At 72.6% G+C, this 16,220-nt stretch carries 16 protein-coding genes; 11 read left to right on the top strand and 5 right to left on the bottom strand.

Features of this window, described 5'->3' with window-relative positions; genetic code table 11:
* Positions 1–42: 42 nt before the first annotated feature.
* Positions 43–969 carry a sugar phosphate isomerase/epimerase gene (locus KPF47_RS24265; protein ID WP_224391110.1) on the bottom strand — a complete coding sequence of 309 codons (927 nt, stop codon included), beginning with the start codon at positions 967–969 and terminating at the stop codon, positions 43–45.
* A gap of 201 nt (positions 970–1,170) precedes the next feature.
* Here KPF47_RS24265 and KPF47_RS24270 point away from each other — a divergent pair, with 201 nt between their 5' ends.
* Entirely contained in the window at positions 1,171–2,154 is a 984-nt protein-coding gene (locus KPF47_RS24270; RefSeq protein WP_224391111.1) for a LacI family DNA-binding transcriptional regulator, read from the top strand.
* 7 nt (positions 2,155–2,161) lie between these two features.
* Here the strand turns inward: KPF47_RS24270 and KPF47_RS24275 are convergent, their stop codons facing one another.
* Positions 2,162–2,923 (bottom strand): GntR family transcriptional regulator, encoded by a 762-nt coding sequence (locus tag KPF47_RS24275; protein WP_224391112.1) that lies wholly within the window; start codon positions 2,921–2,923, stop codon positions 2,162–2,164.
* A gap of 183 nt (positions 2,924–3,106) precedes the next feature.
* Between KPF47_RS24275 and KPF47_RS24280 the strand changes: the two genes are divergently transcribed.
* From KPF47_RS24280 to KPF47_RS24295, 4 genes are all read left to right on the top strand, one after another.
* Positions 3,107–4,081 carry a substrate-binding domain-containing protein gene (locus KPF47_RS24280; RefSeq protein WP_224391113.1) on the top strand — a complete coding sequence of 325 codons (975 nt, stop codon included), beginning with the start codon at positions 3,107–3,109 and terminating at the stop codon, positions 4,079–4,081.
* Between the two features lie 67 nt (positions 4,082–4,148).
* Positions 4,149–5,231, top strand: coding sequence for an ABC transporter permease (locus KPF47_RS24285; RefSeq protein ID WP_224391114.1), 1,083 nt, complete (start codon positions 4,149–4,151; stop codon positions 5,229–5,231).
* A 7-nt stretch (positions 5,232–5,238) separates the two neighbouring features.
* Positions 5,239–6,054, top strand: a complete 816-nt coding sequence (locus tag KPF47_RS24290; RefSeq protein WP_224391115.1) for an ATP-binding cassette domain-containing protein — start codon at positions 5,239–5,241, stop codon at positions 6,052–6,054.
* Complete coding sequence (locus KPF47_RS24295; RefSeq protein ID WP_224391315.1) at positions 6,054–7,061, top strand: Gfo/Idh/MocA family protein; 1,008 nt, start codon at positions 6,054–6,056, stop codon at positions 7,059–7,061. Before KPF47_RS24290 ends, KPF47_RS24295 begins: the two co-directional genes overlap by 1 nt.
* Positions 7,062–7,104: 43 nt before the next feature.
* On the opposite strand, the gene KPF47_RS24300 is transcribed toward KPF47_RS24295, so the two are convergent.
* Complete coding sequence (locus KPF47_RS24300; RefSeq protein WP_224391116.1) at positions 7,105–8,115, bottom strand: LacI family DNA-binding transcriptional regulator; 1,011 nt, start codon at positions 8,113–8,115, stop codon at positions 7,105–7,107.
* Positions 8,116–8,235: 120 nt separating this feature from the next.
* On the opposite strand from KPF47_RS24300, the gene KPF47_RS24305 reads away from it, so the two are divergent.
* Positions 8,236–8,829, top strand: coding sequence for a plasmid pRiA4b ORF-3 family protein (locus KPF47_RS24305; protein ID WP_224386178.1), 594 nt, complete (start codon positions 8,236–8,238; stop codon positions 8,827–8,829).
* A 31-nt stretch (positions 8,830–8,860) separates the two neighbouring features.
* On the opposite strand, the gene KPF47_RS24310 is transcribed toward KPF47_RS24305, so the two are convergent.
* Positions 8,861–9,706, bottom strand: coding sequence for an IS5 family transposase (locus KPF47_RS24310; protein WP_224389824.1), 846 nt, complete (start codon positions 9,704–9,706; stop codon positions 8,861–8,863).
* A 92-nt stretch (positions 9,707–9,798) separates the two neighbouring features.
* The gene (locus tag KPF47_RS24315; RefSeq protein WP_224391117.1) at positions 9,799–10,656 is read right to left on the bottom strand and encodes an IS5 family transposase; all 858 of its coding nucleotides are present in this window, start codon (positions 10,654–10,656) and stop codon (positions 9,799–9,801) included.
* A gap of 272 nt (positions 10,657–10,928) precedes the next feature.
* Between KPF47_RS24315 and KPF47_RS24320 the strand changes: the two genes are divergently transcribed.
* From KPF47_RS24320 to KPF47_RS24340, 5 genes are all read left to right on the top strand, one after another.
* Positions 10,929–12,119, top strand: coding sequence for a phytanoyl-CoA dioxygenase family protein (locus KPF47_RS24320; RefSeq protein WP_224391118.1), 1,191 nt, complete (start codon positions 10,929–10,931; stop codon positions 12,117–12,119).
* Complete coding sequence (locus KPF47_RS24325) at positions 12,116–12,898, top strand: SDR family oxidoreductase (protein WP_224391119.1); 783 nt, start codon at positions 12,116–12,118, stop codon at positions 12,896–12,898. Before KPF47_RS24320 ends, KPF47_RS24325 begins: the two co-directional genes overlap by 4 nt.
* Positions 12,899–12,940: 42 nt before the next feature.
* Positions 12,941–13,915, top strand: coding sequence for a 3-hydroxyacyl-CoA dehydrogenase family protein (locus tag KPF47_RS24330; RefSeq protein ID WP_224391120.1), 975 nt, complete (start codon positions 12,941–12,943; stop codon positions 13,913–13,915).
* The gene (locus KPF47_RS24335) at positions 13,912–14,679 is read left to right on the top strand and encodes an SDR family NAD(P)-dependent oxidoreductase (protein WP_224391121.1); all 768 of its coding nucleotides are present in this window, start codon (positions 13,912–13,914) and stop codon (positions 14,677–14,679) included. The genes KPF47_RS24330 and KPF47_RS24335 overlap by 4 nt, the downstream gene beginning before the upstream one ends.
* A gap of 138 nt (positions 14,680–14,817) precedes the next feature.
* Positions 14,818–16,194 (top strand): MFS transporter, encoded by a 1,377-nt coding sequence (locus KPF47_RS24340; protein ID WP_224391122.1) that lies wholly within the window; start codon positions 14,818–14,820, stop codon positions 16,192–16,194.
* The last annotated feature ends 26 nt before the right edge of the window (positions 16,195–16,220 follow it).

A 16,220-nucleotide genomic window follows, 5' to 3' on the forward strand; every position in this document is an offset into this window, starting at 1 on the left:
TGAGCCTCCTTGCTCGGTGCGGGCGGGGTCGAGCCGGCCGGCTCAGACCCGCGGGGTGCCGATCTCGACGGCGCGGTTCCCGCAGCCGGCGAGGTAGGTGTGGGTGCGCCGGGCGATGGGCAGCGGGGCGTCCGGCGGACAGGGGTACATGTCCTGCTCGACGATCGCGTGGATGTCGCGACCGAGCTCGGCGACGGCGTCGAGCAGCGGCTCCATCGCGGGTACGCCACGCGGGGGCTCGCACATGACGCCGCGGCGCACGGCCTCGGGGAAGGTGAGGTCCTCGGCCTCGACCTGGTCGAGCACCGCCGGGTCGACCTGCTTGAGGTGCAGGTAGCCGATCCGCTCGGGGTGACGGCGGATCAGGTCGACGTTGTCGCCGCGGTAGTAGGACACGTGCCCGGTGTCGAGGCAGAGGTTCACGTACCGGGGGTCGGTGTCGGCGAGGAACCGCTCGATGTCGCGCTGGTACCCGACGTGGGAGTCGGCGTGGCTGTGGAACTGCACGTGCAGGCCGTACTCGTCGAGGATGCGCCGGCCCAGCTCGTCCATGCCGGTGGTGAGCGCGCGCCACTGCTCGGCGGTCAGCTCCGCGCTCTCCAGCACGCCACCGGTCCTGTGGTCGCGCCACGGCTCGGGGATGACGATGATGTGCTCGCCGCCGACCGCGCAGGTCAGCGCGGCGACGTCGGTGACCTGCTTCCAGACGTCCTCCCAGGAGTCCGGCCGGTGCAGGTGCTCGAACACGGTCCCGGCGGAGACGCGCAGCCCGTGGGTGGTCAGCGCGTCGGCCAGCTCGGACGGGTCGGTGGGCAGGAAGCCGTAGGGGCCGAGCTCGATCCAGTCGTACCCGGCGCCGGACACCTCGCGCAGGAAACGGTCCGCGGTGGTCTGCTCGGGGTCGGACGGGAACCACACGCCCCACGAGTCCGGTGCCGATCCGACGGTGATCCTGGAGGGGGTGGCCACGGTGTCTCTCCCGGTCCTCGATACACGCCGGTGAGCGCCACCGACGGGGAACTAGAGCGCGCTAGTACGCTCGGCCGGCAACTATCCGGGGCCGCAACGACTATGTCAAGACAAAGGTGTGTCGCGGCGGCACGAACGGGAGGCCCCGTGCCCGAGCTGGATCCCCCCGTCGCCACAGGACCGCGACGGCGGCGTCCCACGATGTCCGACGTCGCCGAGCGTGCGGGCGTCTCGCGTGCCCTGGTGTCGATCGTGTTCCGCGACCGCCCCGGAGCCTCGGACGCGACCCGGGCCCGGGTGCTCGCCGCCGCCGACGAGCTGGGCTACACCCCCGACAGCGCCGCGCGACTGCTCGCCCGCGGGCGCAGCCGCACCATCGGCGTCCTCACCACGGTCGGCGAGCCCTTCGAGGCGTCGCTGATCGAGGGGGTCTACGCCGAAGCGGGCCACCACGGCTACGGCGTGCTGCTCAGCGCCCGCACCCCCGGCCACGACGAGCAGACCGCCGTCGACGAGCTCCTCGCCCACCGCTGCGAGGCGCTGGTCCTGCTCGGACCGGAGGCCCCCGAGGCGGAGCTGACCGCGCTGGCGCAGCGGACCGTGCTCGTCGTCGTCGGGCGCGGGGTGCGCGGAGTGGACAGCGTCCGCACCGACGACGAGGCAGGACTGCGGGGCCTCACCGAGCACCTGATCGCGGCCGGTCACCGCCGGATCACCCACGTCGACGGCGGCCCGGGCGCGAACGCCGCGGCCCGCCGCGACGGCTACACCGCGGCGATGACCGCGGCCGGGCTCGGCGGGCAGGTGCACGTCCTGCCCGGCGCCTACGACGAGGAGGCCGGCATCGCGGCCGCGCACCGGCTGCTGGCGGGCGGTGCGGGCGGACCGGTGCTCCCGACCGCCGTCGTCGCCGGGAACGACCGGTGCGCGGTCGGACTGCTGGACACCCTGCGCCGGTCCGGGGTGGACGTGCCGGGCCGGATGTCGGTCGCCGGCTACAACGACGACCGGGTGTCCCGGCTCGCCCACGTCGACCTCACCACGGTCCGCCAGGACGCGGCCGCACTGGCGCGCGGCGCGGTCGACGCCGTCCGCGCCCGGCTCGACGACCCGGCCACCGAGCCGGTGGACCTGGTGCTCGACCCGCACCTGGTGGTGCGGGGCAGCACCGGCCCGGCGCACTGACCGGCGCTCAGCCGGGTGCGGGCGTCCCCGCACCGGACGGCAGGCCGATCTCGATGGTGTGGCGGTCCGGCCGGTGGAGGTGAACGCCGTGCTCGACGGCGTGTCCGGACTCGTCCCAGGCGGTGCGGACCGTTCTCAGCAGCGGCGCACCGGCCGCCTCGCCGAGCGCGGCCGCCTCCTGCGCGGTCGCCGCGCGGGCCCCGACGATCTGCCGGGCCCGACGCGGAGCGTGACCGGCCGACCGGAGCAGTGCGTAGAGCCCGTGCGCCACGAGATCCTCCGTCCGCAGGGGCAGCACCGACACCGGCACCACGTTGGTCATCAGCGCGAGCGGCTCGCCGTCGGCCAGGCGCAGCCGCTCGATCCGGGTCGCCACGGTGCCGGGCGGCACCCCGAGTGCACGGGCCACGCCGTCGTCGACCGGCCCGGTGGTGCACCCGCGCAGCACCGTCCGCGGCGCGCGGCCCGCACGCAGCAGGTCGTCGTGCAGGCCCGTCAGATCGACGGGCCGCGCCGGCGGAGGCGGCAGCACACGCGTCCCGGCGCCGCGCTTGCGCGCCAGGACCCCCTGCTCCACCAGGTAGGACACCGCGCGACGCAGCGTCGGCCTGGTCGCGCCGAGGCGGCCGACGAGCTCGGACTCGCCGGGCAGGCGCGAGCCGGCGGGCAGCTGGCCCGACTCCACCATCGCGCGCAGCCTGGTGGCGACCTGGAAGTACAACGGCACCGGGCTCCCGCGGTCCACGGGGGCGCCGACGGGGTCGGACACCGCACTCCCCACTTCTGACGAGTCTTCACTTTGTCCTGACAAAGCATTGACGAGACAGTGCGGTGAGCGTACATCTATGCGTGGTCTGCATCACCCTCCGCCGTCGGGGCCCGGAGGGGACCGCCACACCCACCGCGACCGGTCGACCCGCGTCGCGATCACAGAGAGAGAGAGAGATGCTCGATGAGGAGTATTCGGAAGATCGGCGCCGGACTGGCCGCAGCCTCGCTGGTCCTCGGACTGACGGCCTGCAGCAGCCAGGGTGGTGCGCAGAACGATGCCGCGGCCGACCAGGGTCAGCGCTACACGATCGCGATGATCACCCACGAGCAGGCGGGCGACACGTTCTGGGACAAGATCCGGGCGGGGGCCGAGGACGCCGCGGCCACCCACGGCATCGACCTGAAGTACTCGAACAACGAACAGGGACCGGAGCAGGCCACGCTGGTCCAGAACGCCATCGACTCGAAGGTGAACGGCATCGCCGTCACCCTCTCCTCGGCCGACGCGGTCGTCCCGGTCGCCAAGAAGGCCGCCGACGCGGGCATCCCCGTCGTCGCCTTCAACCAGGGCATCGACGAGTACAAGGCGGCCGGCGCGAAGATGTACTTCGGCTCCGACGAGAGCCTGGCCGGGCAGACCGTCGGCCAGAAGCTCGCGCAGACCAGCCCCGGCGGCAAGGTCCTCTGCGTGATCCAGGCCCAGGGCTCGGTCGCCCTGGAGACCCGCTGCGAGGGTGTCAAGAAGGCCTATCCCAACACCGAGAACATCCAGGTCAACGGCGCCGACCTGCCCTCGGTGCAGCAGACGCTGAACGCGAAGCTCTCCGAGGACAGGTCGATCACCGACATCGTGACGCTCGGCGCCCCCATCGCGCTGGCCGCGATGCAGGCCCAGGACGGCACCGGCTCGACCGCGAAGATCGCGACCTTCGACCTGAACCAGGACGCGGCCAAGGCCATCCAGGACGGCAGGATCCTGTTCTCGGTCGACCAGCAGCCCTACGTCCAGGGCTACATGGCCGTGGAGTCGCTGTGGCTGAACCTGTCCAACGGCAACGACCTCGGTGGTGGCAAGCCGGTGCTGACCGGACCGTCCCTGGTCGACACCTCCAACATCGGCCAGATCCTGCCCTACACCCAGGCCAACAAGCGCTGACCGGCGCCTCCGGGAGCGGCCGCCGCACCGGCCGCCCCCGGTCGCCCGCCTCGACCAGGAGCCTCTGATGAGCACACCCACCGCCGCCGGCGAGGCCGGCGCGTCCACCCCGCCCCCGCCCGTTCCCGAGCCGGCGGCCCCGGCCGCGCAGTCCCGGTCGATCCCGGCCCGGCTGTTCACCCGCCCCGAGTTCGGGACGATCATCGCCGCCGTCGTGATCTTCGTGTTCTTCTTCGCGATCGCCGCGCCGTTCCGCACGCCGGACTCGTTCGCGACCGTGCTCTACGCCGCGTCGACCATCGGCATCGTGGCCGTCGGCGTGGCCGTGCTGATGATCGGCGGCGAGTTCGACCTGTCCTCCGGGGTCGGGGTCACCACCTCGGCACTGACCGCGGCACTGGTCACCTACCAGCTGTCGTTGAACATGTGGGTCGGCGTGGTCCTCAGCCTGGTCGCCGCGCTGCTGGTGGGCTTCGTCAACGGCTGGCTGGTGGTCACCACCGGCATCCCCAGCTTCCTGATCACACTGTCGATGTTCTTCGTCCTGCGTGGTGCGAACATCGGCGTCACCAAGGCCGTGACCGGCACCGTGGCCACGGACAACGCCTCGGAGCTGGACGGTTTCGCCTCCGCTCACGCGGTGTTCGCCTCCGACATCCCGCTCGGCTTCATGACCGTCAAGGTCACCGTGCTGTGGTGGCTGGGGCTGGCCGCGGTCGCGTCCTGGATCCTCTTCCGCACCCGGCTCGGCAACTGGATCTTCGCGGTCGGCGGCAACGCCCCGTCCGCCCGCGCCGTCGGCGTACCGGTGAAGAAGGTGAAGATCGGCCTGTTCATGGGCGTCGGCTTCGTCGGGTGGATCCTCGGCATGCACATCCTGTTCAACTTCAGCTCCGTGCAGTCGGGCCTCGGCGTCGGCAACGAGCTCATCTACATCGTCGCCGCGGTCGTCGGTGGCTGCCTGCTCACCGGCGGCTTCGGCTCGGCGATCGGCGCCGCGATCGGCGCACTCATCCTCGGCATGACCACCCAGGGCATCGTGTTCGCGGGCTTCGACCCGAACTGGTTCTACGCCTTCCTCGGCGCGATGCTGCTCCTCGCGGTCGTGCTGAACCTCTACATCAAGAACTACGCGACGACGCGGAAGTGAGCCCGACATGACCGACACGATCGCCGAGAACGCCGCCGCCGACCTGCGCGCCGGCGAGCCCCTGGTACGGATGCGCGGGGTGGGCAAGGCCTACGGCGCGATCCGGGCGCTGGAGGGCATCGACCTGACCGTGCACGCCGGTGAGGTCACCTGCGTGCTCGGCGACAACGGCGCCGGGAAGTCCACCCTGATCAAGATCATGTCCGGGCTGCACCCGCATTCCGAGGGCACCCTGACCGTGCACGGACGTGACACCACGTTCTCCTCGCCCCGCCAGTCGCTGGACCTGGGCATCGCGACGGTCTACCAGGACCTCGCGGTCGTGGGGCTGATGGAGGTGTGGCGCAACTTCTTCCTCGGCTCCGAGCTGCGCAGGGGCAGCTACCCCCTCGCGCCGCTCGACATCGCCGGGATGCGCGAGATCGCCGACGCCGAGCTCCGCAAGATGGGCATCCAGGTCAAGGACATCAACCAGCCGATCGGGACGCTGTCCGGTGGTCAGCGTCAGTGCGTCGCGATCGCCCGTGCGGTCTACTTCGGCGCCCGGGTGCTGATCCTCGACGAGCCGACCGCCGCCCTGGGTGTCAAGCAGTCCGGCGTGGTGCTCCGCTACACCGCCGCCGCCCGCGCGGCGGGTCTGGGCGTCGTGTTCATCACCCACAACCCGCACCACGCCTACATGGTCGGCGACCACTTCATCATCCTGAAGCTCGGCCGCCGGGTGCTCGACCGCACGCGCTCGGAGGTCACCCTCGAGGAGCTGACCGCCGAGATGGCGGGCGGCCAGGAGCTCGCCGAGCTCGCCCACGAGCTGAAGCGGTGATGGAGCCACTGCGCATCGGGATCCTGGGAGCCGCCCGGATCGCCCGCGAGGCGCTCGTCGACCCCGCCGCGGCCACCGGTGACCGGCTGGTCGCCGTGGCCGCCCGGGACCGGCGTCGCGCCGAGGCCTTCGCCGCCGAGCACCGCGTCGAGCGGGTGCACGACGACTACGCGGCGGTCCTCGCCGACCCGGGGGTGGAGGTCGTCTACAACCCGCTCGCCAACGCGCTGCACGGCCCGTGGAACCTGGCCGCGATCGCAGCCGGCAAGCACGTGCTGAGCGAGAAGCCGTTCGCCGCCAACGCCGAGGAGGCCCGCGAGGTCGCCGCCGCGGCACGCGCGGCCGGGGTGGTCGTCGTCGAGGGTTTCCACCACGTGCACCACCCGGTGCTGCGCCGGCTCGTGGAGATCGCCGCGTCCGGGGAGATCGGCACCGTGCGCCGGGTCGAGACGACCTTCGAGATGCCCGCCCCCGACGACGACGACCCGCGCTGGTCGGCCGCGCTCGCGGGCGGCGCGGTGATGGACATCGGCTGCTACGCCCTGCACGTGCAGCGCACACTGGGCCGGTCGCTGCTCGGCGGAGAGCCCCGGGTGACCGCCGCCGAGGCGACGCAGCGCACCCCCGGCGTCGACGCGCGCCTGGCCGCGGACCTGGTGTTCCCCTCCGGGGCCACCGGGCGGGCGCGCTGCGACATGGAGGCCGACGGGTTCGCCCTGCCGGCCCGCGTGATCGGCGACGGCGGCGAGGTCCTGGCCCGCAACTTCGCGCTGCCCACCCACGACGACCGGGTGGAGGTCACCGTCGGCGGCACGACCCGCACCGAGCACCTCGGCACCCGTCCGACCTACCTCTACCAGCTGGAGGCGCTGCGGGCGCACCTGCGCGCGGGGACGCCGTTCCCGCTGGACCTCGACGACGCCGTCGCCAACGCGGAGCTGATCGACGCCGTCTACACGGCCGCCGGGATGGCGCCGCGCCCGCGCCTGCCGGCACCCGTGCACTGAGGGCGCGGAACCGCCGACCGCGTTCCGCGGAACGCACCCGTGCTCAGCTGCGGGGGCGTGCGGTGCTGCCGCGCGCGATCAACCGCGGCGCGAGGACGACCTCGCGGGCGGTGCCCCGGCCGCCGTCGAGCTGCTCGGCCAGCAGGTCGAGCACGTGCTCGGCGGTGCCCGGGACGTCCTGGCTGATCGTGGTCAGGTCCACGTGTGCGAGCCGGGACAGCGGGCTGTCGTCGTAGCCGGCCACCGACACCGTGGCCGGCACGTCGACCCCGGCCCTGGCCAGGGTGTCGAGCAGGCCGACCGCGCAGCGGTCGTTGAACACCGCGACCGCGGTCGGCAGGGACGTCCCCGCCAGCAGGGTGCGGGCGGCACGGGCACCGTCGGCCTCGCCGTGTCCGCCGGCGACCACCCGCTCGGGCAGCCCGGCGGCGCGCATCGCCGCCCGGTAGCCGTCCCGGCGCTCGGCGGCGATCGAGCCCGCGCCACCGTCGACGTGCACGACGTCGCGGTGCCCCAGGCCGAGCAGGTGCCGGGTCTGCTCCGCGGCGCCGTCGTCATCGGGCACCCGGACGACGTCGACCCCGGCACCGGGCAGCCGCCGCCCGACCGCCACCACCGGCAGCGTCGCGCCGAGCTCGGCGAGCCGGTCCGCCGGGGCGTCGCTGCCGAGCAGCACCAGCGCCTCGCAGCGGGAGTCGACGAGGGACTCGACCGCACGGCGCTCGTCGCGGACCGGAGAACGGGCGCCCAGCAGCAGATCGCGGCCGTGCCGCCCGGCGAGGGCGAGCAGCTCCTCCACCAGCTCGGCGTGGTAGGTGGAGCGGATGTCGAGCACGACGCCGACGGTGCCGCTGCGCCGGCTCGCCAGCATGCTCGCCGCGCGGTCGGGCCGGTAACCGAGCGCCTCGGCCGCGGCCAGCACCCGCGCACGGGTCGCCGGGCTGGGACCCGGCGCACCACGGAGCACCAGCGACACCGACGCCGGGGACAACCCGACCTGCGCGGCGACGTCGGCCAGCCGCGGACGCCCCCCTCCTGGACTTTGTCTTGACATGACCTCCCCTCGCGCCGCAGACTCGTTCCGGCATTAAAGCGCTTTAAAGCGCTTTAGACGTCGTTTCAGAAGTGGTGGGCCCGGTTCTGCCGGTGACGGCGGGGCTGGCAGCATCGGCTGATGGTCGCGCCTCGTGTGTCTGAGAAGACGAAGATTTTCGAGTTGGAGATCGTCCTGACCGAGGTGGTGCCGGCGGTCCGGCGTCGGGTGCAGGTGCCGGGCGAGGTCGACTTGGCGGTGTTACACGAGGTGGTGCAGTCAGTGATGGGCTGGACGAACTCTCATCTGCACGAGTTCGAGATCGTCGGGCGCCGCTACGGGATCCCAGACCCGGACTGGCCCGGACAGGATGTCGCCGACGAGACGAAAGAGAAGCTGTTTCGGCTGGTCAAGGCTGGTGACCGGTTCGGTTACGTCTACGACTTCGGTGACAACTGGGCCCACGAGATCACCGTCGAGGCGGTCGCGGCCGTCGAGCCGGGAGTGTGCTATCCGCGATGCGTCGCCGGGCAGGGGGCGTGCCCGCCCGAGGACGTCGGCGGGATCGGGGGGTATGAGGACTTCCAGGCCGTGCTCGCCGACCCTGACCATCCCGACCGCGCCGAGCGCCTGGAGTGGGCGGGCGGGCCGTTCGACCCGCACCGCTTCGACCCTGACGAGGCCGACCGGGCCTTGGAGTGGCTGGCCTGGCGGCCGCTGGCCCCGACCTCGTAGGCGAGTGCCTCAGCGAGGGCTGGGTCGACCATCACTTCGGCTTCGGCTTCGGCTTGGTGAGGCGGCGGTGGCAGATCAGGGCGCAGGCCAGCGATAACAGCGCGGTGATCGTGGATTCGGCGCGGTCGTAGCGCAGCGCGAGGCGGCGGAAGTCCAGCAGCCAGGACATGGTGCACTCGACGACCCAGCGGACCCGCCCGAGCCGGGTGGAGTCCTCGATCCCGCGCCGGGCGATCCGCACCCCGATCCCACGCCCACTCAGGTAGCGGCGGCAGCGGGGATAGTCGTAGCCCTTGTCGGCGTGCACCTTGTCCGGCCGACGTCGCGGACGCCCCGGCTGTCCCGCCCGTTCGCGGACGCCGGGGTTGGTGTCCAGCAGCGGGGCGAGCATCCGACTGTCGTGGGCGTTCGCCCCGGTGACCAGCGCATGCAGCGGGAGCCCGCCTCGGTCGCAGAGCACGTGGTACTTGCTGCCCGCCTTCCCGCGATCGGTCGGCGAGGGCCCGGTGGCCTCGCCGCGGCGCTTGGCCCGCACGCTCACGCTGTCCACCGCCGCCCGCGACCAGTCCAGCAGGCCCTGCTGGGCGAGGCGGTCGAGCATCACCCGGTGCAGCTGGGCCCAGACCCCGGCCTGCTGCCACTGCCGTAGCCGCCGCCAGCAGGTCACTCCGGACCCACAGCCGAGCTCGGCGGGCAGCGCGTTCCAGCTGATCCCGGTCTTGAGCACGAACACGATCCCGGCCAGAGCGGCCCGATCCGGCACCCGCGGACGGCCTGTCCGTCCCCGCTTGTGCTTGCGCGGCTTGGGCAGCAGCGGCTCCACCAGCGCCCACAGCTCGTCGCTCACCAATCGCTCGACACAAGATCGCCGCGCCACGACCGGACATGATCAGCTACCAGCGCCGATCCACACAGGACCGACACGCCGACTTCTGAAACGACCTCTTAAGAGCGTCCGGCGATTGATGGTTATCGGAGTCGACGGGTCGTGGGTCGGGTTGTCCAGCGGTAGCGGCTGCGGGCACGGTTGATCAGCCGGCGGATCACGGTGAGCGCGGCGGCGAGGTCGAGGTAGAACTCGACGATGATCTTCCGGCGATCGGTGAACCGGCGCAGCTTGCCGTAGCCGTTCATCCAGGAATGGGTGCGCTCGACCGGCCACCGCTTACCGACCTGGATCGGGGCGGGCCGGCCCTTGGTGGCGATCTGTGCGTCGAACCCGAGTCGTTCGAGCAGATCGCGGGTCTTGCCTGAGTCATAGCCCCGGTCCAGGTGCAGGCACGGTCGCTCGGGCAGCGGCCCGATCATGTCGTAGATCCCGATCAGGGTCGGTTTCAGCAACGGCGAGTCGTGGTCATTGGCGCGGGCGCTGATCAGGTGCAGCGGGATCCCCGCACCGTCGCAGACCACGGAGCGTTTGGTGCCCTGTTTGCCCCGGTCGACCGGGTTACAGCCGGCGCCCTCGCCACCGCAGGGAGCCTTGGTGATCGCTCCGTCGGCAGACAGATCGTCGAGGTCGAGACCGATCATCTGGTCATAGCCGGCCAGCGCGGCCCGAAGGACCTGCTCCCCGACGCCAGCGGCGGCCCACTGGGCGAGACGGCGGCGGATCGTGCGGTCCGAGCAGCCGGGGGTGGCAATGCGTTCGTAGCCGCTGCCGTGCACCAACGCCGCGAGCACGTGCTCGAACACCAGGCGGTCGGGGATACGGCGGCGGTGACATCCCCACGGATGGGCCGGGTCGAACTCCGGGCGCCGCTCTGCCTCGATCAGGGCAGCGAACTCGACCCAGAGGGGGTCAATCAGCGATTCTGGCAATAGAGGCACGGACCCTCCAGGCGACCATCAGGACATCAGCAATCCCATGATCACTTGCAGGTCCGTGTCTCTACCAACACCGACACACGGCCACCTCTACTGCCGGACGCTCTAAGAGGTCGTTTCAGAACGACTTGTCGAGTTTCCATTGACCCCTCGACGACAGATCAAACGGCAGGTCAGATAGCCGCTTGTCGTCTACAACAGACACGTCGACCTCGTTCTGAAATGACCTCTAAGGCGCTGACCGGTAGCTCACCGCCGAGCCCGAGGAGAGCGGTATGACCCGCACCGTCACCCCGACCCCTGCCGCCTGGCTCGACCCGGCCGACGCCCGCGTCCAGGACCTCCGGGCCCACGTCGAGCGCCCGGCCGATCCGGCGGCGCTCCCCCGCGCCCGGCACATCGACCAGGGCGTCCCCGTCTACGACGCCGCCGCGCTCGTCGCCGAGGCCGCCACCGGCCCGGCCGGTCGTCGCGCCGTGCAGGCCGAGCTCGCCGGGGCGCTGGCCGACGGGCCGGGCGTCGTCGTGCTGTCCGGGGCCTTCGCCGCCACCGAGCTCGACCCCGTCACCGCCGAGTTCGAGGCGATCGTCGCCGAGCAGCGCGCGTCCGGCGCGACCGTCGGGGACCACTTCGCGACCGCGGGCGCCAACGACCGGATCTGGAACGCCCTGGAGAAGCTGGCGGTCCGCGCACCCGCCGCGTTCACCGCCTACTACGCCAACCCCGCGACCGCACTGGTCTGCGAGGCCTGGCTCGGCCCCGGCTACCAGGTCACCTCCCAGGTCAACGTGGTGAACCCGGGCGGGGCCGCGCAGAGCCCGCACCGCGACTACCACCTCGGCTTCATGGACGCCGCCGGAGCCGCCCGCTACCCCGCGCACGTCCACCGCCTGTCCCCCGCGCTGACCCTGCAGGGCGCCGTCGCGCACACCGACATGCCGGTCGGGACCGGACCGACGATGTACCTGCCCGGGTCGCAGACCTATCCGCACGGCTACCTCGTCGCCGACCGCGAGGACTTCCGCGCCTACTTCGCCGAGCACCACGTGCAGCTGCCGCTGTCCCGGGGCGACGCCGTGTTCTTCAACCCCGCGCTGCTGCACGGCGCCGGGCACAACCGCTCCGCCGACGTCCGGCGCACGGCGAACCTCCTGCAGGTCTCCTCGGCGTTCGGCCGGGCGATGGAGAGCGTCGACCGCGGCGTCGTCGCCCGCGCCGTGTTCGGCGCGCTCACCGCGATGCGGTCCGCCGGGGTCGCCGACGACCTGGTCGCCAACGCCGTCGCCGCGGCCGCCGAGGGCTATGCCTTCCCCACCGACCTCGACGCCGACCCGCCGGTCGACGGGCTCGCCCCGCCCTCGCCCGCCGAGGTCCTGCTGCGCGCGGTCCGCGAGGGCTGGACCCCGGAGCGGCTCGACGACGTGCTGGCCGGCCAGGTCGCGCGCCGCCGCGGGGTGGCGTCGTGAGCGGGCTGCTCGACGGCCGGGTCGTGCTCGTCGCCGGCGGCACGACCGGGGTCGGCGCCGCCTGCGCCCGGACCGCGGCCCGCGAGGGTGCCGCGGGCGTCGTGGTCACCGGCCGCCGCCCGGAGCCGGGCGCGACGCTCGTGGCCGAGCTCGCGGAGCAGGGCGTACCCGCACTGTCGGTGCCCGGCGACGTCGCCGACCCGCACGCCTGCCGGGCCGCCGTCGACGCCGCCGTCGCGGAGTTCGGCCGGGTCGACTGCCTGGTCACCGCGGCCGGTCTGACCGACCGTGGCACCCTGCTCGACACCACGCCGGACCTGTTCGACGCCCATGTCGCGGTCAACCTGCGCGGCCCGTTCTTCCTGATGCAGGCCGCCGTCGCCGACATGGTGCACCGCGGCGCGCCGGGCACGGTCGTCGCGATCGTGTCCGAGGCCGCACACGGCGGGGCCCCCGTGCTCGCGCCCTACGTCGCGGCCAAGGCCGGTCTCGCCGGGCTGATCCGCAACGCCGCGCACGCGCACCGCTTCGACCGCATCCGGATCAACGGTCTGGCCATCGGCTGGACCGACACCGAGGGCGAGGACGCCACCCAGCGCCGCTTCCACGGCGCGGGCGACGACTGGCGCGAGCGCGCCGGCGCCCGGCTCCCGATGGGCCGCCTCGCCTCCGCCCAGGACGCGGCCGAGGCCGTCGTCTTCCTGCTCTCGGACCGCTCCGGCGTGGTCACCGGCTCGGTCCTGGACTGGGACCAGCAGGTCGTCGGCGCCCACGACTGAGCTCCACGACCGACCGACCACGAACCACCCGGAGGACCGGTCATGACACTCTCCGGACGCACCGTCGCGGTGATCGGCAGCGGCTACATGGGCGGTGGGATCGCCCAGGTCCTGGCCCTGGCCGGCGCCCGGGTCCGGCTCGCCGACGTCGACGCCGGCACCGCGGCGGCCGACCGGGACCGGCTGGTGCGGGAGGCCGACGCCTTCGCCGCCGACGGGCTGTTCCCCGCCCACGCCGCGGACACGGTCGCCGAGCAGGTCGGCGCCGCGGCGTCCTACGAGGACGCCGTCGACGGCGCGGACTTCGTCGAGGAGGCCGTGCCGGAGCGGATCGAGGTCAAGCACGACGTGCTGCGGCGGGTCTCGGCCGCCGCGGCACCGGACGCGGTCATCGGCTCGAACACCTCCACCATCCTGATCGGCCGGATCGCCGAGGCGGTGCAGCGGCCCGAGCGCTTCCTCGGCGTGCACTTCTCCAACCCGGCACCGTTCATCCCCGGGGTCGAGGTCATCGCCCACGCCGGTACCGACCCGGCGATCCTGCCCGGTGTCGAGGACCTCGTGCGGGCCGTCGGCAAGCAGCCCGCCCGGATCTCCGACGCCGACGGCTTCGTGCTCAACCGGCTGCAGTACGCCCTGTTCTCCGAGGCCTCCCAGCTGGTGGACGAGGGCGTCGCGAGCGCGGAGGACGTCGACACGATCGTCCGCACCACCTTCGGTTTCCGGCTCCCGTTCTTCGGCCCGTTCGCGATCGCCGACATGGCGGGTCTCGACGTCTACGCCTTCTGTTTCGCCTCCCTGCAGGGACGCTGGCCGGAGCGCTTCGCGACCCCGCGGGCCCTGGCCGAGCACGTCGAGAACGGCAGGCTGGGCACCAAGTCCGGCGGCGGGTTCCTCGACGTGCCCGCCGACCGGGTCCCCGAGCTCGTCGCCTACCGCAACCGGGCCTACGCCCGGATGGCGCAGCTGCTCGACGAGCTCGGGCCGGCCCCGCTGGGCGGGGAGGACCGGTCGTGAGCACCTTTCCCACCGAGCGCACCGTGCTCCTCACCGGGGCCGGGTCCCCGCGCGGGATCGGCCGCTACACCGCCGGGTACCTCGCCGAGCGCGGCTGGCACGTCGGGCTGGTCGACATCGACGGCGACGCCGCCGCCGCGACCGCCGCACGGATCGCCGACCGGTACGGGGTACGCGCGGTCGGGGTCGGAGCCGACGTCGCCGACCGCGACGCCGTCGTCGCGGCGGTGGACGCCCTGGAGGCGCGGCTGCCGCAGGTCGTGGCGCTCGTCGCGTTCGCCGGGGTCGCCTCGCCCGTGCCCTACCTGGACCTCGACGCCGACGAGTGGCGCCGGGTCGTGTCGGTGAACCTGGACGGCACCCACTGGGTCACCCAGCGGGTCGCGCGGACCCTGGTGTCGCACGGCGTCGGCCGGATCGTGGGGATCTCCTCGGTCTCCGCGCAGCGCGGCGGGGGCACCTTCTCCCGGACCCCGTACTCGGCGGCGAAGGCCGGCATCCAGGGCTTCGTCCGGTCGGTCGCGCGCGAGCTGGGACCGCACGGGATCACCGCGAACGTGATCGCGCCGGGCCCGATCGACACCGACATCATGGGCGGCACGCTGTCCGAGGAGCGCAAGGCGGCCATGGCCGCCGACGGTGTGCTGACCCGCATCGGCACCCCGCGCGACGTCGCCGCCGCCGCGGCCTTCCTCATCTCCGAGGACTCCGGCTTCGTGACGGGCCAGACCCTGAACGTCGACGGCGGCCTCTACATGCACTAGGAGGCCCGTGTGGCCCGTGAACCGTTTCCCGGCTGGTCGTGGCAGCGCATCGCGTTCCTCGCCGTCGGGGTCGTGCTCGTCGTCGTCGGCCTCGTGCTGATCCTCTGACCCGCAGTACACGAACTCGAGGGGGAGATCGTGGAACACACCTCGGCCGACCGGCCCCGCACACCGCAGGAACTGCTGGAGAGCCCGCACCTCGCCTCCGGCATCCGCAAGGCGACCACCCGGCTCATGCCGATGCTGGTCGTCCTCTACTTCGTCGCCTTCCTCGACCGCACCAACGTCGGTTTCGCCGAGGAGGGCCTGCAGGTCGACCGCGGCATCAGCGCGGGTGCCTTCGCGCTGGGCGCGGGCATCTTCTTCATCGGCTATGCCCTGTTCGAGATCCCCAGCAACCTGCTGCTCGACCGTTACGGGGCCCGGTTCTGGCTCGCCCGCATCGCGGTGACGTGGGGTGTCGTGGCCAGCGCGTTCGCGTTCACCACGAACGACACGATGTTCGTGGTCCTGCGGTTCCTGCTCGGCGTGACCGAGGCCGGCCTGTTCCCCGGCGTGATCATGTTCCTGTCGCAGTGGTTCCCGAACAAGAAGCGCGTGCAGATGTTCGCGATCTTCTACCTGGCGCAGCCGTTCAGCCAGATGCTCGGCGCGCCGCTGTCCGGCGGGCTGATCAGCGTCGGCGACACCCTCACCCCGTGGCACGGCTGGCAGGTGATGTTCTTCGTCGAGGGGGTGATGGCCGTCCTGGCCGGCGTCGCCGCTTACTTCCTGCTGACCGACTCGCCGCAGAAGGCGACCTGGCTCGACGAGCGGGAGAAGACCGCGATGCGCGAGGTCATGGCGCACGAGGACACCGTCCGCGCCGCCGACGGCCCCCGCGGCATCGTCCCGGCGCTGCTCGACGGCAAGGTCTGGTACTTCACCCTCATCTACTTCTGCCTGCAGGTCGCGGTCTACGGGACCACCTTCTACCTGCCCCAGCAGGTCGCGGGCCTGATCGGGCGCGACGTCGGCTGGGAGGTCGGGCTCGTCACCGCGATCCCCTGGGCCGTCGGGCTGGTGTGCTGCTACGTCGTCGGGCGCCATGCAGACACGGTGTCCCGACGCCGCCACTGGGGTGCCGTCGCCTTCCTGCTCACCGGGACCGCGATCCTCGCGTCGGCCTGGGCGGGGGCGAACGGACAGGCGCTGCTGGGCATCGTGGCGATCACGGTGGCGGTCTCGGCGTTCCTGTGCGCCGGCCCGATCAGCTGGTCGTTCCCGACCGCGTTCCTCACCGGCGCCGCGGCGGCCACCGGGATCGGTCTGATCAACTCGATCGGCAACCTGGGCGGGTTCGTCGCCCCGATCATGCGGACCTCGATCAACTCCGCCGTCCCGACCGAGGCCGGGACCTGGGGCGTGGTCTCACTGGGGATCCTGGCCTTCCTGGCCGCGGCGATGATGTGGGGCACGGCGCTGTTCCGCACCCGGGCCGACGCGCTGCTCGACGGTCCGCCGGACACCCGCTGAGAGCACCCGTCCTCCCGCCGCGGCCC

The organism is Pseudonocardia sp. ICBG1293, assembly GCF_020131355.1.
Taxonomy (GTDB): domain Bacteria; phylum Actinomycetota; class Actinomycetes; order Mycobacteriales; family Pseudonocardiaceae; genus Pseudonocardia.